This window comes from Xanthomonas indica, from assembly GCF_040529045.1.
GTDB lineage: Bacteria > Pseudomonadota > Gammaproteobacteria > Xanthomonadales > Xanthomonadaceae > Xanthomonas_A > Xanthomonas_A indica.
On record NZ_CP131914.1, the window covers coordinates 1,125,106 to 1,146,929 of the forward strand.

Sequence of the window (21,824 nt, forward strand, 5' to 3'; positions counted from 1 at the left end):
ACCGCGTGACGGTCATCGCGATGGCATGCCGATGCGCTCGCCCGCGGGTTCGCGCGCCTGGGGCAACGCCGCGGCGCATCCGCTTGCCGTGACGCCGCAGAACCTGCTTGGCGAGCGTGTGTAGCGCACTTCGGAAAAGACGAGGGAACCATGTGGTAGGAGCGGCTTCAGCCGCGACGAAGCGTTACCGGCATTGCCCGTCGCGGCTGAAGCCGCTCCTGCGAGGGCAACGGCGTGTCTCGCCGAGCTGCGGAAAGCGGCGAAGCGCATTCTGGAAGCTGCCTGCGCCGGGCTTGTGCGATCTTCCGACCGAGGTGCGGCACAGGCGCTGCAGGCGGCAGTGCCACGACAGGCGGGATGAGAATGCAGGCGTCCCGCCATGCGCCCAAACACCGCGAGACGCTGCGCGCCGGACCCTCACCCCAACCCCTCTCCCAACGGGAGAGGGGCACGCGATCGCGATGCGCGTGCAGCCCATCGTTGCCCAGCAGCGTCTCCGCCAGCGTTGCGGCTGGCACTGCCTGCGATCGCGATGCGGCGGGAATCGGCGCGCTGCGCGGCGAATCGCGCACAACACGCAATCGTCTACACGCGTGGTGCGGCCGCGTGTTGACAGCGTTTTCAGCGCCATGCAGGTTAGGGCGTACGGGCGTCCAGGGGGATCTGCATGCCCGCATGTTCGTCTTCTTCTGTGCGCCGCGGCCGGCGCAGGGTGGCGCGTGCCCGCGGCATGCGTGGCACGGCCATGGGCGCGGCGCAGCGAAGAGGACGCCGCAGCTCGTGTTCGCACGGCGCTGCTTCCATCCGCCGCCGGGGACATCGCATGCCACTTCGCTCATCCACCACGCTTGCGTTCGGCATCGTGCTGGCGCTGTACGGCGCCGCCGAGGCGCGCGCGCAGGACGCCGACACCGCCGCGCCCAAGGCCGCCGCTACCGACCTGGGCCAGGTCGTGGTGACCGGCTCGCGGATCAAGCGCTCGGAAGTGGAGGGCGCCGAGCCGGTGTTGACGATCAGCGCGCAGCAGATCCAGCAGGAAGGTTTCCTCACCGTCTACGACGTGCTCAGCACGCTCAACCAGCAGGGCAGCGTCGAGGCCGACACCAAGTACGGCTCGCACACGCCCAACGCTTCGCCGGTGAGCCTGCGCGACCTCGGCCCCGGGCGCACGCTGCTGCTGGTCAACGGCCACCGCGTCGCCGACTACCCGCAGCCCTACGCCGGCGAGAGCAACTTCGCCAACTACGCCAACATTCCCTCCGCCGCGGTGGAGCGCATCGAGATCCTCACCGGCGGCGCCTCGGCGATCTACGGCTCGGACGCGGTCGCCGGCGTCATCAACGTGATCCTCAAGCAGGGCTACGAAGGCAACCAGGTGCGCCTGCGCGGCGGCACCGCCACCGCCGGCGGGCGCGACGTGGTCGACCTGTCCTGGGTCGGCGGCCGCAGCGGCGGCAAGTGGAACCTGACCTACGCGCTGCAGTGGACCCGGCGCGATCCGCTCTCGGTCGGCGAGCGGCCGAAGATGGACGACCAGGACGACGAGTCCTACAGCAACTGGACCGCGCAGGCGCGCAAGTACGGCTTCAATCCGTTCACCGGCCTGAGCCTGGTCGACGCCGGCGACAACACGCGCCTGGCGCCGCCCAGCGGTACCTGCGCACGCTTCGGCGGCCAGTTCATCGACGCGCAGCGGCTGAGCTACGACTACAACAGCGACACCGTGCGCAACCTCGGCGGCTACTGCGGCATGGCCCACGACTACGCCGACTGGCTGGCCGCCAGCGGCGGCGACAGCGGCTCGGCCTATCTGTACGGCACCTTCGACTTCGACAACGGCGTGCAGGCCTGGAGCACGCTGTCCACGACCAAGAGCCTCGGCTACTGGACCTACGATCCGCCCTACGTCTATCTCGGCCCGTTCCACGACACCGGCAGCGACCGCGACCTGTATGCGATCCGCCAGCTGACCCGCTTCGAGTCCGGCGGCTGGAAGAACCTGGCCAACACCACCAAGGAACTGTCCTGGGACCTGAGCGCCGGCCTCAAGGGCCGCCTTGCCGATCGCTTCGACTGGGAAGTGGCGGTGGGCCGCGCGCGCTACACCGTCGACGAATACGTGCGTACCGTGGACACGCAGAAGGCCACCGCCTACTTCCTCGGCCCGCAGCTGGGCAGCACCGCCGACGGCACGCCGATCTACGATCTCAACGAGGAACGTTGGTACCAGCCGCTGACCGGCGCGCAGTACGACGACCTGGCGGTGAAGGCACACAACCGCGCCGATTCCTGGGTCAACCAGGCCAGCGCCAACATCACCGGCGAGCTGCTGCAGGGCTGGGCCGGGCCGATCAAGTTCGCCGCCGTCGGCGAAGTGGCCAAGCAGGGCTACCGGCTGGCGCCGGACCCGTGCGCCAACACCTGCTATCCGCTGGACGTGGTCGACTACGGCGGCGGCGAGCGCCTGCGCTATTCCGGCGGCATCGAGTTCGACGTGCCGCTGCTGTCCAAGCTCAACGCCAGCCTGGCCGCGCGCCACGACCGCTACGGCGACTACCGCGCCTACGGCAGCGACCTGGGCGCGGCGATCGGCACCCAGCGCGACACCACTTGGAGCGCCGGCCTGGAGTGGCGGCCGCTGAGCACGCTGCTGCTGCGCGGCAGTGTCGCCACCAGCTTCCGCGCCCCGGACATGCACTACGTGCTCGGCGAACCCAGCTCCACCCAGCAGACCGTGATCGACCAGTACCGCTGCATCCAGAAGGGCTACTACCTCACCGGCGGCTGCAGCGCCGAGAACAGCGACGTGTTCTACCTGATGCAGGTCAACCGCCGCGGCACGCCCGACCTGGAATCGGAGCACGGCCGCTCGGTCACCGCCGGCTTCGTCTGGGACATCGCCGAGGGCCTGTCGTTGACCGCGGATTACTACCGGATCCGGCTGCAGGACATGATCAAGGACCTCAACCGCGACGAGGTGCTCAGCGCCGAAGCCGGCTGCCGCACCGGCCTGACCACCGCCGGCGGCGTGTGGGTCAATCCCGGTGGCGCCGAGTACTGCGCGCGCATCCTCTCGCGCGTCGCGCGCGATGCCGCCGGCCGCGTCACCGGCATCGAGCAGGGGCCGATCAACATCGCGCAGATGCACGTGTCCGGCGTCGACGCCTCGCTGAAGTACCGCCTCAACACCGCGCGCTGGGGCAACTTCAGTTTCGCCCTGGATTACAACAACCTGATCGGCTACCACGAGCAGACCTACCGCACCGACGACGACAAGAACCTGCGCGACCAGAAGATCCGCAGCAAGCTGCGCGGCAGCGTGCATTGGGAGAACGGCGGCCCGCTGGACCTGACCGTGTACGCCAAGCGCTTCGGCTCCACCCAGGCGGTGAACTGGGGCACCTGCACCCGCTTCGACGACGGCTACCAGCCCAGTCCCTCCGACGCCTGCCGCGTCACCGACAGCGGCAACCGCCACTTCGGCGAGAGCACCACCCGCTATTTCGGCCGCGTCGGCCCGGCGCTGTACTGGAACCTCACCGCCGGCTACCGCATCGCCCCGAAGATGAAGGTCAACCTGTACATCAACAACGTGCTCAATACCGTCGGCTACGACAACAAGGAGCGCTACTACGGCTACCAGTTCTACAACACCACCCTGTACGACGCGATCGGCCGCGAGGTGGCGGCGGAGTATGTGCTGGATTTCTGAGGGGCGGGGAATGGGGAGTCGGGAATAGGGAATCGAGAGCGGGCGACGGTGCTGCTTTTCCGATTCCCCATTCCCGGTTCCCCTTTCCCGGCTCCACAAGTTGCTGATGCAACTGTGGCGCCGCCGCAAACCCTGTGTTATCACTACGTCCCATGAACGCTTCCTGCCGCAGCTTTTACTTTTGGTACTACGGTTTTCCGATGCCGCTGGCGGAGGAAGGATCGCGTTCACCCTGAAGGAAACTTCAGCCGCAATCCCGAAAGCCGCCAGCGAACCTGGCGGCTTTTTTCATGCCGCCGGATCTGGCCCCCACCCAGCCCCCCGACGAGACACGCACATGGCCCCCCACACCGACGATCTGCGCATCCGCAAGATCGAACCGCTGACCCCGCCCTCCCAACTGCAGGCGCTGCTGCCCTGCGACGAAGAGGCCTCGCAGACCGTCACTGCCGCGCGCGCGGCGCTGCACGAAATCCTGCACGGCCGCGACGACCGCCTGGCGGTGGTGATCGGCCCCTGCTCGATCCACGACCCGGTCGCGGCGATGGAATACGCGCAGCGCCTGCGCCCGCTGCGCGAGACCTACGGCGACGCGCTGGAGATCGTGATGCGGGTGTACTTCGAGAAGCCGCGCACCACGGTGGGCTGGAAGGGCCTGATCAACGATCCCAACCTCGATGGCAGCTTCGACATCAACAAGGGCCTGCGCCTGGCCCGCGGCCTGCTGCGCGACATCAACCGCCTCGGCCTGCCGGCCGGCGTGGAGTTCCTCGACATCATCTCGCCGCAGTACATCGCCGACCTGGTGGCCTGGGGCGCGATCGGCGCGCGCACCACCGAGAGCCAGGTGCACCGCGAGATGGCCTCGGGCCTGTCGTGCCCGGTGGGCTTCAAGAACGGCACCAGCGGCGACGTCAAGATCGCGGTCGACGCGGTCGGCGCGGCCTCGCACCCGCACCATTTCCTGGCGGTGACCAAGGACGGGCAGACCGCAGTCGCAGCGACCGCCGGCAATCCCGACTGCCACGTGATCCTGCGCGGCGGCACCCAGCCCAACTACGACGCCGACAGCGTGGCCGCGGCGGCGCAGGTGCTGGAGAAGGCCGGCCTGCCGGCGCGGCTGATGGTCGACGCCAGCCACGCCAACAGCGGCAAGAACCCGGACAACCAACCCAAGGTGATCGAGGACATCGCCCGCCAGCTCGAGGCCGGGCAGACCCGCATCGTCGGCGCGATGGTGGAGAGCCACCTGCGCGGCGGCCGCCAGGACCTGGTGGCCGGCCAGCCGCTGGTCTACGGCCAGAGCATCACCGACGGCTGCATCGACTGGGACAGCTCGGTGCAGGTGCTGGAGCGGCTGGCGCAGGCGGTGCGCGCGCGGCGCCAGGCGCGCGTGGCGCAGGCGGCGTGAGGGCGGTGGTTGGGGAAGCGCACGCAGCCTGACCGGCTGCGTGCGTGGAGGGCGAGGAACGCCCCGAAGAGGGGCCGGACGCGCCGCCGAATGCGAAGGGAGAGAGCTTCGGTGTCGACGGCTGCGTGCCGGTGATGACGTTATCCGCCTGTCCGGTGGCGGCGGTATGCCGGTGTGTGGCAGCGGCTGGCAAGGTGTTCGCAGCGCGTTAAAGCCTGTTGTCGCCGGTTCAGCGCGACGGCGCGGAAACGGCGCGCTGGGATGTGCACGCTGCGAATGGATGGGTGGGCAGCGGCGATCACCTGCCGGCCGCGCCAGGCCCTGCGCGGCGCCACGCTTCCAGCGCCATGCGCGTGGGATCAAGCTGACCGCCGACGGCCGACGGCCGACGGCCGACGGCCGGCAGCTGGCCGATGCCGCCAGCGCAGCGCTGGCCGACATTTCGGTCTGACCAATAGGTGATGCCCAAGGTGGCATGCACGCATGTGCGGACGGCGCTGCTGGCGAAACCGGCCACCGTGTCGATAATGCCTGCATGGCCGCCGACTCGCCCTGGTTCCTGTACCTGCTCGAATGCCGCAACGGCAGCTACTACGCGGGCATCACCCCGGACCTGCAGGCCCGCTTCCAGGCGCACCTGCGCGGCACCGGCGCCAAGTACACCCGCGCCAACCCGCCGGTGCGCCTGCTGGCCAGCCGTGCCTACCCGGACCGTGCCGCTGCCTCGCGCGCCGAATACGCGCTCAAGCAGCTGCCACGCGGCCGCAAGCTGGCGTTCCTGGCGTCGCCGGAACCCACGCCGCTGCAACCGGTAGCCGAATCCGCAGCGATGTAGGAGCGGCTTCAGCCGCGACAGGCTTGACCGGTAGCGCCTCTCGCGGCTGAAGCCGCTCCTACGACGGCGCCGACATCGGTGCAGATGTCGGATGAAAAGAGGGCTGCACTGTGGGAGGGACTTCAGTCCCGACGCGCGGTCCTGCAGTTGCTCACTGCACCTCCAGCAGAACCATCGCCAACAATTGTAGGAGCGCTTTCAAGCACGCCCCCGGGACAGACGTGTCGCGGCTGAAGCCGCTCCTACGACGGCGCCGACATCGGTGCAGATGTCGGATGAAGAGGGCCGCCCTGTGGAAGGGACTTCAGTCCCGACGCGCGGTCCTGCAGTTACTCATTGAGCCTCCGACAGAACAATCGCCAACAGTTGTAGGAGCGCTTTCAAGCGCGACCCCGGGACAGACGTGTCGCGGCTGAAGCCGCTCCTACGACGGCGCCGACATCGGCGCAGATGTCGGATGAAAAGAGGGCTGCATTGTGGGAGGGACTTCAGTCCCGACCCGCGGTCCTGCAGTTGCTCACCGAGCCTCCGGCAGAACCATCGCCAACAGTTGTAGGAGCGCTTTCAAGCGCGACCCCGGGCAGACGTGTCGCGGCTGAAGCCGCTCCTACGACGGCGCCGACATCGGTGCAGATGTCGGATGAAAGAGGGCCGCACTGTGGGAGGGACTTCAGTCCCGACGCGCGGTCCTGCAGTTACTCATTGAGCCTCCAAAGGTTGTAGGAGCGCTTTCACCGGCCCGCCGCTCAGCCGCCGGTGTGCATCGTGCCGGTGTCCAGCCAGCGCTGGTGCCAGGACAGCGCCTCGGGCAGCAGGTGCGGGGTGTGCTTGCCGTAGCTGGCGTGCAGGGCGCGGTCGAAATAGTCCTGCAGCTGCGCGCGGTAGCTCGGGTCCACGCAGTGCGCGAGCAGCTGCTGCGCGCGCTGCCGCGGCGGCAGGCCGCGCAGGTCGGCCAGGCCGTGCTCGGTGACGATGATGGACACGTCGTGCTCGGTGTGGTCGACGTGGCTGACCATCGGCACGATCGAGGAGATGCTGCCGTTCTTCGCGGTACTCGGGCTGAGGAAGATCGACAGGAAGCCGTTGCGCGCGAAGTCGCCGGAGCCGCCGATGCCGTTCATGATGCGGCTGCCCATCACGTGGGTGGAGTTGACGTTGCCGTACAGGTCGGCCTCGATCATGCCGTTCATGCCGATGCAGCCCAGCCGCCGCACCAGCTCCGGATGGTTGGAGATCTCCTGCGTGCGCAGGATGATGCGCTCGCGATAGAAGTCGATGTTGCGCTTGAATTCCTCGTTGGCCTCCGGACTCAGTGCGAAGCCGGTGCACGAGGCGACCTTGAGCACGCCGCTGCGCAGCAGGTCGAGCATGCCGTCCTGGATCACTTCGGTGAACGCGCTGAGATCGCGGAAGCCGCTCTTGGCCAGCCCCGCCAGCACCGCGTTGGGGATGTTGCCCACGCCCGACTGCAGCGGCAACAGGTTCGGCGGCAGCCGGCCCTTGCCGACCTCGTGCTGGAAGAACGCGATCAGGTGTTCGGCGATGCGCTGGCTGGTGGCGTCGGCCGGGGTGAACGGGCTGTTGCGGTCGGGGCCGTGGGTGCGCACCACCGCCACGATCTTGTCCGGGTCGCAGCGCAGCGATGGCTCGCCGATGCGGTCGTCGGCATGCAGCAGCGGGATCGGCTTGCGCTGTGGTGGCAGCGCGGTGCCGTAGTACACGTCGTGCATGCCGTCGATGCCGGCCGGCTGCCAGTCGTTGACCTCGACGATCACCTTCTTCGCCAGGTCCAGCCAGGTCTTGTTGTTGCCGACCGAGGTCGACGGGATCAGGCTGCCGTCTTCGCGGATGCCGGACACTTCCACCACCGCGGTGTCGATCTCGCCGTAGAAACCGAACCACACGTGCTGGGCGACGTGGCTGAGGTGGATGTCGATGTAGTCCAGGCTGCCGGCGTTGATGCGCTGGCGCGCGTCCGGATCGGACTGGAACGGCATGCGCAGGGCGATGCCATCGGCCTTGGCCAGCGCACCGTCCAGCTCCGGCGCGGTGGAGGCGCCGGTCATCAGCTGGATCTTGAAGGATTGGCCCTGCAGGTGCGCCGCCTCGATGCGCTGCGCCAGCGCCATCGGCACCGCCTTGGGATAGCCCGAGCCGGTGAAGCCGCTCATCGCCACCGTCTCGCCGGGCTGGATCAACGCCGCCGCGGCCTCGGCGCTGACGATGCGTTCGCGCAGGCGGGGATGGAGGATGCGTTCGGCGGACATGCGGCGACCATGGCGTGGGAAGGGGACGGCAATTATCGCGGATCGGGCCGATGCTCGCGCTGGAGTGCGTCCCCACTTTCTGCGCCTGTCGCACGGCCATGCAGGCGGGCGCCACGCAACGCACGCATGCCGCGGTCTGCGCGATGGTTACGGCGCTTCGCGCGCCGGAACCTCACCCCAACCCGTCTCCCGGTGGGAGAGGGGTTCTGGCTTCTCCCTTCTCCTGTCAGGACGGCGGGATGCAGCGCGCATGCAGCCGGCGCAACGGCGGCGATCTGGCGGCCAGCGTGCAGTGCCACACAACGCTGGGTACGTGCCACGGCGGCTTTCACGCCTTCCACGCCACGCCGCGGCGATAGTGCGGCGGTGCCGCTCCTCGCCCGCCCCCTGACGGCTGTCCAAGCACGCTACCGGCGTCTGCCGCGCGGCTGGCGCCTGCTCCTGCGCGGCCTGCTGATCGCCTACCTGCTGTACCTGCTGGCCGGCAACGTGTTCCTCAACACGCCGCTGTTCGACCTGGCCACCAACCGCAAGCCGGAGAAGTTCCGCATGCACACCGGGCCGGCAGTCACCGTGCTGCCCGGCTTCATCACCGCCTGGAACGTGCGCATGCGCGGCCACGTGCAGCGCAACGTCTGGCAGGTGCGTGCCGACCGCGCCAGCGCGCGCATCGCGCTGCTGCCGCTGCTGCATCGCGAGGTGCGCCTGCCGTGGATGGAGGCGGTGAACGTGGTCGGCGAGATGGACCGCGTCGACGAGATGATCCCGCCACCGCCGCCCAGCGACCAGGGCTGGACGCTGCGCTTCGATGCGATCCACAGCGGCACGCTGCGCCGCGCACGCTTCGGCGAGCTGGCGATCGAGGGCAAGGGCCACGGCACCGTCGGCTTCCTCAAGCAGTTGCGCGGCGGCCCGTCGGAACTGTTCCGCTCGCAGATCGTGTTCGAGGACGCCAGTGTGCGCTACGGCAAGCGCCAGATCGCCGACCAGGCCACGCTGGATGCGCGCTTCTCGTTCCCGCGCCACTACCGCGCGCAGGCGCCGGGGTTGCGCAAGCTGGACATCACCGACCTGGCGCTGCGCGTGCACGGGCGCAGCGTGGCCCTGCGCATCGACACAGCCGGCGACACCACCAAGCTGAGCACCGAACCCGGGCTGGGTCACATCCAGGCCGACCTGCACCTGCTGCGTGGTGCGCTGCAGCCGGGCAGCACGCTCAACTGGCGGGTGCCGCTGCATGCCGGCGTCGGCGCCACCGATCGCGGCGTGCTGGCACTGCTGCTGGACGTGGAGGGCGACACCCTCCGCGCCCGCGCGCGCCTGCCCGGCCAGGTCGATCCGCGCAGCATGCTCGATGCCGACCTGCGCATCGCCGGGCGCCAGATACCGTTCGCCGACCTGGCGGCGCTGCTGCCGCGTACCTCCGGCCGCGTGCAGGGGCGCTGGCATTTCGAATCGTTGAACTGGATCAGCGATCTGCTGGTGCGCAAGCCCTGGTTCCAACTCGACGGCGGCGGCGACGTCGCCGCCGATCTGCAACTGCGGCAGGGCGCGCTGCAGCCGGGCAGCCGTCTCGACGTGCCCGACGTGCAGGCGGTGGCGGAGATCATGCGCGTGCGCCTGAGCGGCAAGGCGCAGGCGGTCGGCCGCATCGTCGGCACTGCCGAACAGCCACGCACGCAACTGGACGTGCGCATGCGCCGTTTCGCGCTGGCGCCGCTGGACGATCCCAAGGCCAGCTTCGTCGAAGGCGAGAACCTGCAACTGGACTTGCAGGGCGATGGCGCGCTGGCCACCCTGCGCGATTCGTTGCAGGCGCGGTTGCGCTTCGCCGACGCGCGCGTGCCGGATCTGCGCGCCTACAACCGCTACCTGCCGGCGGCGCAGGTGCGCGTGCTCGGCGGCGATGGCCGGCTCAGCGGCGACCTGCAACTGGACGCGTCCGGCCAGGTCGGCCAAGGAACGTTGCGCGTGCTCGGCCGTCAGGCGCGGCTGCAGACCGCAGGCCTGGAACTGGCCGGCAATCTCGACCTGGACGCGCGGCTGCGCCGCGCCGAACTGCAGGACAAGCGCTTCAACCTGAGCGGCAGCACGCTGCGCCTGCAGGGCGTGCGCTACGGCACCCAGCCCAAGCAGGGCGACTGGTGGGCGACGCTGCGCATTCCACAGGGCCGCATCGCCGCGGCGGCGCCGGTGCAGGCCGACGCGCAGGTACAAATGCAGATGCGCGACGCCGGCCCGGTGCTGGCGGTGTTCGCGCAGCACAGCGATGCGCCGGCGTGGTTGCTGAAGCTGGCCGACGCCGGGCAACTGCAGGCCAGCGGACAGCTGCGCTGGCGCAAGGATGCGCTATGGCTGGACCGGGTCGCCGCCGAGAACGAACGGGTGGCCTTGCGCGCGCGCCTGCGCGTCGGCGACGCCGGCACCCAGGGCGATCTGTACGCGCGCTGGGGCGTGCTCGGCGTGGGCGTGGCCTTGCGCGGCGAGCAACGGCAATGGCATCTGCTGGGCGCGCGCGAGTGGTACGACCGGCAACCGGCGTGGCTGCCGGAAGCACCGGCGCCGGCGGCATCGCCCTGACGCCAGCGAACGCGTCTCGGCATGCGCCGTGTTCGTGCGTAGGCGTAAGGCGCACATCCGTCCGCTTTTCCCGATTCCCGTTTCCCCATTCCCCATTCCCCATTCCCCATTCCCCATTCCCCATTCCCCCAACGCCGCAGAATGTACTGCCCAGTATCGTTTTGCACTGCAGCGTGCAATGTCTCAAAAAAGCGCCCAAGATCGCCCTGCATCCCGACGTGGGGGAGGGAGCAAAGCCCGCTGGCAGTTCGCTGCAAGCGGGCTTTTTTATTGCCTGTTTCCTGGTCCTGGGTGAGCGTGGGACACGGTGCGAGGGCGAGTGTGGGATGCCGATCCCATCATCGGGCGCAGTGGCACCGATGCGCCGCGTTCAGGAGGTACCGACGCTGGCCGTACCGTGGGGACGGCCAGCGTGCAGCTCTCGCGCTCGCGTCAGGTCGGCATGGCCTGCGACGGCGGTTCCGGCGACGGCGGCAGTTCCGGTCGGGTCGGATCCACGGTCAATGGCTCGTCGCTGCGCAGCAGCGCATGCGCCTCGGCTTCGCTGGCCACCGCCGGCGGCGAGCCGCGCAGCGGCAGGCCGGCGGTTTCGCGCACGAAGACCATGGTCGCGATGCCCACCACCGCCGCACCCATCAGGTAGTACGCCGGCACCAGCGGATCGCCGGTGCGCTCCACCAGCCAAGCGGTGACCAGTGGCGTGGTGCCGCCGAACAGCGATACCGAGACGTTGAAGGCGATCGACAGCGCGCTGTAGCGCACCGGGGTGTAGAACAGCGCCGGCAAGGTCGACGGCATCGAGCTGGTGAAGCACACCAGGGCCACGCCCAGCAGCATCAGGCCGAGGAAGATCAGCCAGTCGTTGCCGGTGCCGACCAGCAGCAGGCACGGTACCGCCAGCACCAGCAGCGCGATGCACGCGCCGATCACCATCGGCCGGCGGCCCAGGCGATCGCTGAACAATCCGCCGAGCACGTTGAGCGGCATCATCACCAGCATCACGATGATGATCAGCAGCAAGCCCTTGCTCTCGGCGTAGCCCATGGTGACGCTGAGATAGCTGGGCATGTAGGTCAGCAGCATGTAGTCGGTGACGTTGAACACCAGCACCAGGCCAACGCACTTGAGCAACTGCGGCCAGTGGATGCGGAACAGCGCGCCCAGACCCGGTGCGTCGTGCTCGCGCTTCTCCGCTTCTTCGGCATAGGCCTGGAACGCCGGGGTTTCCTCCAGCTTCATGCGCATGTACAGGCCGAGCAGGCCCAGCGGGCCGGCGACCAGGAACGGCACGCGCCAGCCCCAGTCGAGCATCTGCGCATCGCTCAACGCGAAGTGCAGCGCGGTCACCGTGGCCGCGCCGGCGATGTAGCCGCCCAGCGTGCCGAACTCCAGCCAGCTGCTCATGAAGCCGCGGTTGCGGTCGGTGGAGTACTCGGCGATGAAGGTGGCCGCGCCGCCGTATTCGCCACCGGTGGAAAAGCCCTGCACCAGCCGCGCCACCAGCAGCAGGATCGGTGCCCAGATGCCGATGCGCTCGTAGGAGGGAATCAGGCCGATCGAGAACGTACCCAGCGCCATCAGGATCATGGTCGCAGCCAGCACTTTCTGGCGGCCGTAGCGGTCGCCCAGCGGGCCGAACACCAGCCCGCCCAGCGGGCGAACCAGGAAGGCCACGGTGAAGGTCGCAAACGTGGCGATCAGCTGCGCGGTCGGGTTGGTGCTGGGGAAGAACACATGGCCCAGGGTCACGGCGAGGTAGCCGTACACGCCGAAGTCGAACCATTCCATCGCGTTGCCCAGCGCCGCCGCGCCGACCGCCCGCTTGAGCATCGGTTTGTCGACGACGGTGACTTCTTCCACCCGCAGTTGGCGGCGGCGCTTGAACCATCCGAAATGGGCGTGGAACTCCGACATGTTTTCTCCTGTCCTGGAACGGTGAGGTCATGACCCCCGGCCCGCACATCGCAGGGCAAAGCAAGACGGAATGGCGCGCAGGCGCCGCACTGGTCTGCGGGGGCACGATCCCGGATGGCCGCGTCAACACCACGACGCCGCGGGATCGAAGAGACGGAGCGGGCGGCGCGTCATGGCGCGGGGGCTCCGTCGAGGGGCACATGATACACCATCGCCCGATTCGGCCGGCCGGCATGGTCCGCGAAACGCGGCGAACGTGATGTGAAACGCTGCGTATTGCGGCGATGTGCAGGGATGCGTGGCGGATGCGGCGTGGTGTTTGCGACGTCTCAACTGCGCGCGGCCCGCACGCGGCGGACATTGCCCGCAGACGCGCCTGGCGCGTGGGTCTGCGTGCGCGCAGATGGCGATGTGTGGCTTTTGCCGGATCGCAGTTGCAATGGGGAGCGAGGCCGAGCGTTTGCATGGCGAAAGGCAGGAGCTCCCCCTAGGAGTGGCTTCAGCCGCGACGGGCTGTCCCGGGAATGTCCGTCGCGGCTGAAGCCGCTCCTACAACGCAACGGCGCTTCTGACGAGCCGCGAAAAGCATGCGCTGTTGGATGTGCCTGAACGCCCGGGATGCCAGAATCGCCCGATGTACAACGCGATCGCCGCCGTTCCCGATGCCCTGCAGCCCACGCTCGAGCGCGGCCTGGCGCGCCTGCGCCAGGCCGTGGCCGCGCAGCCGTGGCCGTCTTCTCCCGGCTTCGACGCCGCGCTGGCGCGCGCGTTGCTCGCCAGCGATTTCCTGCTCGACACGCTGTGCCGGCAGCCGTCGCTGCTCGCGCACCTGGCGCAGCCGGACCCGCCGCCCCTGCCGTTGCCGCAACTGGATCCCGCGCAGCCGGCGGCGTGGCCGGCGCAGTTGCGCCGCTACCGCGTGGCCGCCTCGGCGCGCCTGGTGTGGCGCGACGTGCTGGGCCTGGACGAGGTCGATGCGACGCTGGCCGGCAGCACGCGCTTGGCCGAGGACTGCCTGGCGCTGGCGTTGCAGGCGCTGGAGGGCGAGTTCGCCACGCGCCATGGCGTGATCCGCGCCGCCGACGGCAGCGTGCAGCGGCTGGTGGTGTTCGGCCTGGGCAAGCTCGGTGGCGGCGAACTGAATTTTTCCTCCGACGTGGACCTGGTCTACGCCTATCCGCAGGGCGGCGAGTCCGACGGCGCGCGCGCGCTGGCCGCCGAGGAATACTTCGCGCGGCTCGGCCAGCGCCTGGCGCGGCTGCTCGACGAGACCACCGCCGACGGCTTCGTGCACCGCGTGGATCTGCGCCTGCGCCCGTTCGGCACGGCCGGCCGGGTGGCGTTGTCGTTCGCCGGCATGGACCAGTATTTCCAGCGCGAAGGCCGCGACTGGGAGCGCTACGCCTGGCTGAAGGCGCGCGCGGTGGCCGGCGACATCGCCGCCGGCGAGGAGTGGCTGCAGGCGCTGCGTCCGTTCGTGTACCGGCGCTATCTCGACTACACCGCGCTGGACGGCCTGCGCGAGATGAAGGCGGCGATCACCGCCGAAGTCGCGCGCCACGACCGCCTGGACGACATCAAGCGCGGTGCCGGCGGCATCCGCGAGATCGAGTTCCTGGTGCAGTCGCTGCAATTGATCCGCGGCGGCCGCGAAGCGGCCTTGCGCGAGCGCCGCCTGTTGCCGGCGCTGCGCGCGCTCGTTGCGGCGGGCCAGGTCGCGGCCGAGGATGGCGCGGCGCTGGCGTATGCCTATCGCTTCCTGCGCCAGGTGGAGAACCGCCTGCAGATGCTGCGCGACGCGCAGACCCATGCGCTGCCGGAGGATCCGCTGGACCGTGCGCGCATCGCCTTCGGCCTCGGTTATCCCGACTGGGCGGCGCTGCACGCGGCGCTGCAGGTGCAGCGCGACCGCGTCGCCGCCGAGTTCGCCGAACTGCTGGCGCCACGCGAGCGCGTGTTGGCGCCCGATGCGCTGGCCGACTATTGGCGCGGCCTGCCCGACGGCGGCCAGGCGCAGGTGCTGCGCGAGGCTGGTTTCGCAGACCCTGACGGCGCCGACCAGGCCTTGCGCGGCTTCGTGCAATCGCTGGGCGTGCGCAGCCTGTCCGATGCCGCACGCGCGCGCCTGGATCGGGTGTTGCCGGCGCTGTTGCATGCGGCGGCGCGCTCGGCGCAGGCCGATGCCGCCTTGCACCGCGTGCTCGGCCTGCTGCAGGCGATCCTGCGCCGCGCCAGCTATCTGGCCCTGCTCGACGAACAGCCCAGCGCGCTGGCGCGGCTGGTCGACGTGCTGGCGCGCAGCGCGTTCCTGTCCGAACGGCTGTCTGCGCACCCGCTGTTGCTGGACGAACTGCTCGACAGCCGCGTGGATGGCCCGATGCCGGACCTGGCGGCGATGCAGCGGCTGTGCGATGCCGCGGTCGCCGCCGCCGGCGACGATCCGGAAGCGGCCTTGCGCGGCCTCAACGAAGCGCGCCAGGCGCTGAGTTTTCGCATCGCCCTGGCCACGCTGGACCGGCGCCAGCCGGCCCTGGCCAGCGCCCGCCAGCTCGCGCAACTGGCCGAGGCGGTGGTGCTGACCGTGCTGCGCCTGGCCCGCGCCGAGCTGGTCGCCGCCCACGGCGAGGTGCCCGGCGGCAGTTTCGCCATCGTCGGCTACGGCAGCCTGGGCGGGGTGGAACTGGGCATCGGCTCGGACCTGGATCTGGTGTTCCTGTACGACCATCCGGCGGGCGTGGAGACCTCGGCCGGGCCGCGGCCGCTGGAGAGCGGGCGCTGGTTCGCGCGGCTGGCGCAGAAGGTGATCGCCCTGCTTGGCGCGGTCACCGGCGGTGGCCGCCTGTACGACATCGACGTGCGCTTGCGCCCGGACGGCGGCAAGGGCGCGCTGGTGTCCTCGCTGGCCAGCTACCGCGAGTATCAGCGCGACCGCGCCTGGACCTGGGAGCACCAGGCGCTGGTGCGCGCGCGCGGCGTGGCCGGCGATGCGCCGCTGCTGCTGCAGTTCGAGCAGGTGCGCGCGCAGACCCTGGCGCGTCCGCGCGAGGCCGCGTCCCTGCGTGAGGAAGTGCGCAAGATGCGCGCGCGCATGCGTGCCGAACTGGACCGCAGCGATGCCGCGCGCTTCGACCTCAAGCAGGGCGCCGGTGGCCTGGTCGACCTGGAGTTCCTGGTGCAGGCCGGCGTCCTGCTCGGCGCCGCGCAGCAGCCGGCGCTGCTGGCGCCGCGTGACACGCCGGCGCTGCTCGATGCGCTGGCGCACAGCGGCTGGCTGTCGCTCTCCATCGCGGCGAGCCTGCATGCCGCCCACGCCACGCTGGTGGAGGCCGGCCTGACCTGCACGCTGGACCGGCGTCCGCGCCTGACCGCGCCCACGGCCGAGATCGCCGCGGCGCGTGCGGCGATTCGTGCCGCCGCGGCCGCCCTGGACCTGGTGTTCGTGGAAGGGCGTGCGGGCGATGAGGCGGTGCACTGACGCGCGGCGGGAGCGCGGGGTCGGGAGCGTGCTGTCGATGCTGTGCGGTGCATGGCATGTGCGGGAAGCCATGGCCGGGATCGCGACAGCAGGTGGAGACGCCGCTCTGCACCGCATGGGGGCATACGCTGCGATCGGCGCCACGCAAGGGATCGCGTTGGACATCGCGCGTCGGGACTGAAGTCCCTCCCACACTGCAGTGCCTGACAGTGCTGATGCTGCCGTTGTAGGAGCGGCTTCAGCCGCGACGCGCGAAGGCGGAAGAGTGCTTCCCGATTCGGCGCGTCGGGACTGAAGTCCCTCCCACAATGCAGTGCCCGGCAGTGCCGACGCTGCCGTTGTAGGAGCGGCTTCAGCCGCGACGCGCTGGAGCAGGAGAGTGCTGCATGTGGCGATGAGGCGACCCAGCTAGCGTGTCGGCGCCATCCGCCACAGCAGCGCGCGGAACGGCGCCAGCAGGCACACGCCGATGCCCAGCTTCACCGCCAGGTCGCCGGCAGCCCAGCTCAGCCACGGCAGCGCCGAGCCGGCGAAGGCGATCGACCAGAAGATCGTGGTGTCCAGCGTCGCGCTGCAGGTGGTGGCGACGATCGGCGCGCGCCACCAGCGCCCGCGGCGCAGCCGGTCGAACACGGTGATGTCCAGCAGCTGCGCGGCGATGAAGGCCAGGCACGAGGCCGCGGCGATGCGCGGGGTGGCGATCCAGATGGACAACAGCACCGCCAGCGCGAAGCCGCACCAAGCCACACGCCGCGCCGCGCGCGGGCCGAAGCGGCGATTGATCAGGTTGCTGACCAGGAACGCGACCGGATAGCTGAAGGCGCCCCAGGTCAGCCAGTCGTTGATCGGGAACTGCACCAGCACGTTCGACAGCAGCACCACCGCGCCCATCGCCAGCACGGACAGCAGCAGCGCGCGCGGGGTCAGCGCGGCAAAGGTAGGCGAGGGGGCGACGACGGAAGGCACGGCGATCGGGGCAGGGACGGCGGGCGCGCATTATCGCGGCCCCGTCGCGCCATGGCCAATGCCGGGGCGCGGCTGCGATGTTCGTAGGAGCGGCTTCAGCCGCGACGCGGCGTTCCGGGCAAAAGCGTCGCGGCTGAAGCCGCTCCTACAAGAGGAATCCCGCGATGGGAACCGCTGTTGCGAATCCCGATTCCCTAATCCCCAATCCCGGCTCCATTTCGGCTGAGGCGGCTCCCACTCTTGCGGCACCGGCCTTGTCGGAAGCTGCATTGTGGGAGGGACTTCAGTCCCGACCCGATGAAGCGTCCGCTTCACACTGTGCTTTCCCGAGCTGCACGCGTCGCGGCTGAAGCCGCTCCTACAGGTTGAACTCCGCGCTGGGAACCGCTTTTGCGATTCCCCATTCCCCAATCTCCATTCCCGGCCTCATCGCGCCGGCGGCGGCGTCCCATCCACCGCCGCGCGGCCCACCGCCGGGTCGTCGGTGAAGAAGCCATTGATGCCGGCATCGAGCAGCGCGCGCATCTCGGTGATGCTGCCGGCGGCGTTCACCGCGGCCGGGCCGCGCGCGTCCTGCAACTGCTTGGGCAGGAAGTAGTTCTCGGGCCGGAACGTGTACGGAATCACCTGCAGGCCGGCCGCATGCGCGTCGGCCACGAAGGAGGTGGGCGTGGCCAGGGCGCCGTCGGCGGTCACCGGCACGATCGCGCGCAGGTTCGGGCTGACCAGCTGCGCGTACTTCGCGATCGCGCGCAGGCCCTGCGCGCTGCCCATCTGCGCGTAGGTCGGGCCGTCGCGCAACTGATCGCCCGGGCGGTCCTTGGGATCGCCCAGCAACTGCACCAGGCGCACGTTCGGATGGGTGCTGCCGAGCTTGCCGTGCAGATATTCCAGGTTGCCGATCTCGAACGACTGGATCACCACCGGCGCCTTGCGCGTATAGGCGTGTGCATCGAGCGTGGCGACCAGCTTGTCTTCCATCGCCAGGCCGAGCCCGTGGAAGTAGGTGCCGTGCTTGATCTCGGGAATCAGCCCGATCGGGCGCCCGCGCGTGGCCGACTCGGCCGCGGTGAAGTCGATGATCTCGTCCAGGGTCGGCACCTGGAACTGCCCGTCGAAGGCGGTGCCGCGCAGTTGCGGCAGGCGCTCGCGCGCGCGCAGGCTCTTCAGTTCGGCCAGGGTGAAGTCTTCGGTGAACCAGCCTTCCACCCGTTGCCCGTCGATCTGCTTGACGGTCTTGCGCGCGGCGAACTCCGGATGTGCGGCCACGTCGGTGGTGCCGCCGATCTCGTTCTCGTGGCGGGCTACCAGCACGCCGTCCTTGGTTGAGACCAGGTCCGGCTCGATGAAGTCGGCGCCGTCGGCGATGGCCTTGGCGTAGGACGCCAGGGTGTGCTCGGGCCGCAGCGCGCTGGCGCCGCGGTGGCCGATCACCAGCGGCTTGCTTTCGCCCGGGGCGGCGGCCGGTGCAGCCGCCGCGGTGGTCGCCAACACGGCCATCGCGCATCCCAACAACCAGGAGGTGGATCGGATCATCGCATGCGTTCCGGTTCGGCGGCGGGCGGACAGGATGGACGCGCTCAGAAGCGCGCGTCCAGGGTCAGGAACGCCTGCCGCGGCGCACTGGCGTGGAAGGCCTGCGCGCGGCCGCTCGGATCGGTGTTGCTGAAGGACGTGAGGTTGGAGGCGTAGCGCTTGTTGGTCAGGTTGGTGACGTTCAACGACAGCTTCAGGTCCTGCAGGAACGACACCGCCCCGAAGTCGTAGCCGGCGCCGGCATCGAAGGAGGTGTAGCCGCCGAAGCCCTGGTCGTTGGTGTAGGTGTAGTAGCGCTGGCCGGTGTACTTGCCGCGCAGGTTGGCGTTCCAGCCGTTCCAGGTCCAGCTGATCTCGCTGGCGAACATGCGCTTGGGCGTGTCCACGGTGTACTTGCCGGCGGTGGGGATCACCGCGCCGTTCTGCACGTAGTTGTCGTCGTAGGTGGAGCGGTTGATCGAGGCCGAGTTGTACCACTGCAGGTGCGCGTTCGGCTTCCAGATGAAGGTCAGCTCGCCGCCGCGGCTGCTCACCGAGCCGACGTTGAAGAAGCGCGTCGTGCAGGCCGGGCTGGTGCCCTGCTGGATGCTCGCGCAGGGGTTGAGCGAGAGCAGGCGGTTGTCGAAGGTGACGTCGTAGCCGACCAGCGAGGCTTCGAACTGGTCGCGCACCAGGCGGTAGCCGGCTTCGAAGGTCTTGGACTTCTCCGGCTGCAGCGCGCCGACGCTGGCGTCGAACGAGGCCTGGGTCACCAGCAGCGGGCCGCCGGCGCCGCCGCCCTGGAACGCGGCGATGTTCTCGGCGTAGGAGCCGAACACTTCCTGGCCCTCGCCCAGGCGGTAGCTCAGGCCGGCCTGCGGCAGCAGCGCCTTGCTGGCCTTGAGTTCGCCATTGGCCACCGGCGATTCCACCGCGATCCCCGGCGTCTCGCGCGCGGTCATCGTGGTGTGCGGGCTCTTGGCGCCGATGTCCAGGGTCAGGCGCTCGTCGAGCAGCTTGAAGGTGCCCTGCACGTAGGCCTGCTTGGTGGTGATGACGTAGTCCTGCGAGAACAGCCGGCGGTTGGGGTTGCTCAGGAACACGTCGTCGTCGATCGGGCCGTCGATCCAGTAGAAGTTGCGCTCCACGTGGTGCTTGTTGCGCTCGTACCACACGCCGGCTTCGAGGTGGTGCGGGCCGAGATCCCAGCCCAGCGAGGCGATGCCGCCGGTGCGGTTGATGGTGTAGTTGGTGCTGCGGATCGAGATCGGCAGCGCCTGCGGCGTGCCCGGGTAGGAGGGCTGGCCCGGCGACCACCAGTGGCCCTGGCCTTCGTTCTCGTGGTGGTAGACCTGGGTGTGCACGCTGACCGCGTCGGACGGCTGGAAGTCGCCGGCCAGGTAGTACAGGTCGTCGTTGCGCAGCGCGCGGCTCTGGTAGTAGGCGTCGTTGATGTTGTCCACGCCGCCGCTGTAGCCGCAGCGGCTGGCATCGAACGTGGCCGGCGCGCAGTACGCCGCGGCCAGCGCGCGCTGCCAGTCCGGCGCGTACAGGTTCCAGTCCCAGCCCAGGCCGCGGTGCAGGCCGCTCTTGGACAGGTAGGCGTAGTCGGCCTGCGAGGTGCGCGAGGTGTCGACGAAGGCGGTGATCTTGCCGCCCTCGAACTGGTACACGCCCTTGCCGTTGAACTGCGCGGTATGGGTCGGCGATTCCGGCTTGGCCCACATGTCGGCGTCGGCGTAGATGCCGGACAGGTAGGCGGAGAAGCCATTGTGCTCGCCGGTGTCCAGGCGCAGGTAGGTGCGGCGGTTGTTGTCCGAGCCCACGGTCTGCGCCAGGCGCACGCCGACCTCGGTGGACGGATCGTCGGAGTAGTACTGCACCGTGCCGCCGAGGTTGCTGGTGGAGGCGGTGCCCAGGCTGCCGATGCCCGAGGCCAGTTCCACGCCGCCGAAGTTCTCGGCGATCAGCGCGCGGCTGATGTTCAGGCCGTTGTAGTTGCCGTAGGCGTTGTCGCCCAGCGGCAGGCCGTCCAGGGTGTAGCCCAGGCGCGTGCCGTTGAAGCCGCGCAGGCTGATGGTCTGCGATTCCTCGTTGGCGCCGAAGGCGTCGTTGGACTGCACGTTGACGCCGGGGATGCGGTTGAGCAGCTTCTGGATGCTGGTGCCCGGCGGCAGCACCGCCACGTCCTGGGCGGTGATGCGCTGCACCTGGCGGGTCTCGCCCTGGCCGATCACCGACACCGCGTCGAGTTGCTGCACGTCGGACGCGGCGCCATCGGCGGTGGCAGGCTCCGCGGCGGTGGCGGCGAAGGGCGACAACAGGGCGGCGAGGATCGCCGTGCTCAGCAGGGAATGGAGAGGCATGCGCAAGGGGGATTCGTAAAGGAAGTGCGCACACGATGCGACAGCGACGTTGCAGGTTGGCGTCACCCGCGTTGCGGTTGTCATGCAGCGGTCCTGCGGCGTGGCGTGCGTGTCGCGGCCGCAGGGCGCGGCGTGGCGCCACGCAGGCCATCGGATGCCAGGAAGAAAGACGTGGCGAGGCACCACGTGCATCGACATCAATCCGATACAGAGTGTCGTCATTTGCCACGCATGACGGGCGCTGGACACATGTAGGCGGATGTGTCGAAAACCCCGCGAAAACCGCTGTTTCCAAAGTCTAAAACGGAGTCGGTCGTCAAAGTTTTGTGGTGCACTCCTCTTCAATCATCACCGCTCGCCCAAGCCACGACGACGTGCCGATGCGTGCAGACATGAGCAGGAAGCGCGGTGCCTTCGTGTCGATCGGATCGTCGTTTGAGCGCGGTGTTGGGTTCTTGTATCGGCAGGTCTGCGTGCGCGCTTCGCGCACCGTCCCCTCACCCCAACCCCTCTCCCGGTGGGAGAGGGGCTTTGGCTTCTCCCTTCTCCCCTCGGGAGAAGGTGCCCCGCAGGGGCGGATGAGGGTCCGGGCGCAGCCTCGCAGCAACGGATCACCGCGCGGGCTTCGCGCGCCGCACCCTCACCCCAACCCCTCTCCCGGTGGGAGAGGGGCTGAGCACTTCCCTTCTCCCTCCGGGAGAAGGTGCCCCGCAGGGGCGGATGAGGGGACGAGCGCAGCCTCGCAGCAACGGATCACGCGTGCACTTCGCGCGCCGCACCCTC

The 21,824-nt window shown here is 69.4% G+C and carries 10 protein-coding genes; 5 read left to right on the top strand and 5 right to left on the bottom strand.

Annotation, left to right across the window (positions count from 1 at the left end):
* The first annotated feature begins 802 nt into the window (after positions 1-802).
* From Q7W82_RS04815 to Q7W82_RS04825, 3 genes are all read left to right on the top strand, one after another.
* The gene (locus Q7W82_RS04815) at positions 803-3,712 is read left to right on the top strand and encodes a TonB-dependent receptor (RefSeq protein ID WP_242160261.1); all 2,910 of its coding nucleotides are present in this window, start codon (positions 803-805) and stop codon (positions 3,710-3,712) included.
* Positions 3,713-4,049: 337 nt separating this feature from the next.
* Positions 4,050-5,123 carry a 3-deoxy-7-phosphoheptulonate synthase gene (locus Q7W82_RS04820; RefSeq protein WP_017911936.1) on the top strand — a complete coding sequence of 358 codons (1,074 nt, stop codon included), beginning with the start codon at positions 4,050-4,052 and terminating at the stop codon, positions 5,121-5,123.
* Positions 5,124-5,658: 535 nt separating this feature from the next.
* Entirely contained in the window at positions 5,659-5,958 is a 300-nt protein-coding gene (locus tag Q7W82_RS04825) for a GIY-YIG nuclease family protein (protein WP_242160240.1), read from the top strand.
* 746 nt (positions 5,959-6,704) lie between these two features.
* Here Q7W82_RS04825 and Q7W82_RS04830 read toward each other — a convergent pair.
* Entirely contained in the window at positions 6,705-8,225 is a 1,521-nt protein-coding gene (locus Q7W82_RS04830) for an acetyl-CoA hydrolase/transferase family protein (protein ID WP_242160241.1), read from the bottom strand.
* Positions 8,226-8,612: 387 nt separating this feature from the next.
* Here Q7W82_RS04830 and Q7W82_RS04835 point away from each other — a divergent pair, with 387 nt between their 5' ends.
* Positions 8,613-10,805: an AsmA-like C-terminal region-containing protein gene (locus Q7W82_RS04835; RefSeq protein WP_242160262.1), complete on the top strand. Its 2,193-nt coding sequence runs from the start codon at positions 8,613-8,615 to the stop codon at positions 10,803-10,805.
* Between the two features lie 432 nt (positions 10,806-11,237).
* Here Q7W82_RS04835 and proP read toward each other — a convergent pair whose 3' ends face one another.
* A complete protein-coding gene (gene proP, locus Q7W82_RS04840; protein ID WP_242160242.1) occupies positions 11,238-12,719 on the bottom strand; it encodes a glycine betaine/L-proline transporter ProP in 1,482 nt (493 codons plus the stop codon).
* Positions 12,720-13,353: 634 nt separating this feature from the next.
* Between proP and glnE the strand changes: the two genes are divergently transcribed.
* The gene (glnE, locus tag Q7W82_RS04845; protein ID WP_242160243.1) at positions 13,354-16,194 is read left to right on the top strand and encodes a bifunctional [glutamate--ammonia ligase]-adenylyl-L-tyrosine phosphorylase/[glutamate--ammonia-ligase] adenylyltransferase; all 2,841 of its coding nucleotides are present in this window, start codon (positions 13,354-13,356) and stop codon (positions 16,192-16,194) included.
* A gap of 408 nt (positions 16,195-16,602) precedes the next feature.
* On the opposite strand, the gene Q7W82_RS04850 is transcribed toward glnE, so the two are convergent.
* The 3 genes from Q7W82_RS04850 to Q7W82_RS04860 all read right to left on the bottom strand — a co-directional run bounded on the left by Q7W82_RS04850 (position 16,603) and on the right by Q7W82_RS04860 (position 21,041).
* A complete protein-coding gene (locus Q7W82_RS04850; RefSeq protein WP_242160244.1) occupies positions 16,603-17,160 on the bottom strand; it encodes a queuosine precursor transporter in 558 nt (185 codons plus the stop codon).
* A 426-nt stretch (positions 17,161-17,586) separates the two neighbouring features.
* Complete coding sequence (locus Q7W82_RS04855) at positions 17,587-18,660, bottom strand: glycerophosphodiester phosphodiesterase (protein ID WP_242160263.1); 1,074 nt, start codon at positions 18,658-18,660, stop codon at positions 17,587-17,589.
* Between the two features lie 80 nt (positions 18,661-18,740).
* Positions 18,741-21,041 carry a TonB-dependent receptor gene (locus tag Q7W82_RS04860; protein ID WP_242160245.1) on the bottom strand — a complete coding sequence of 767 codons (2,301 nt, stop codon included), beginning with the start codon at positions 21,039-21,041 and terminating at the stop codon, positions 18,741-18,743.
* Positions 21,042-21,824: the final 783 nt, after the last annotated feature.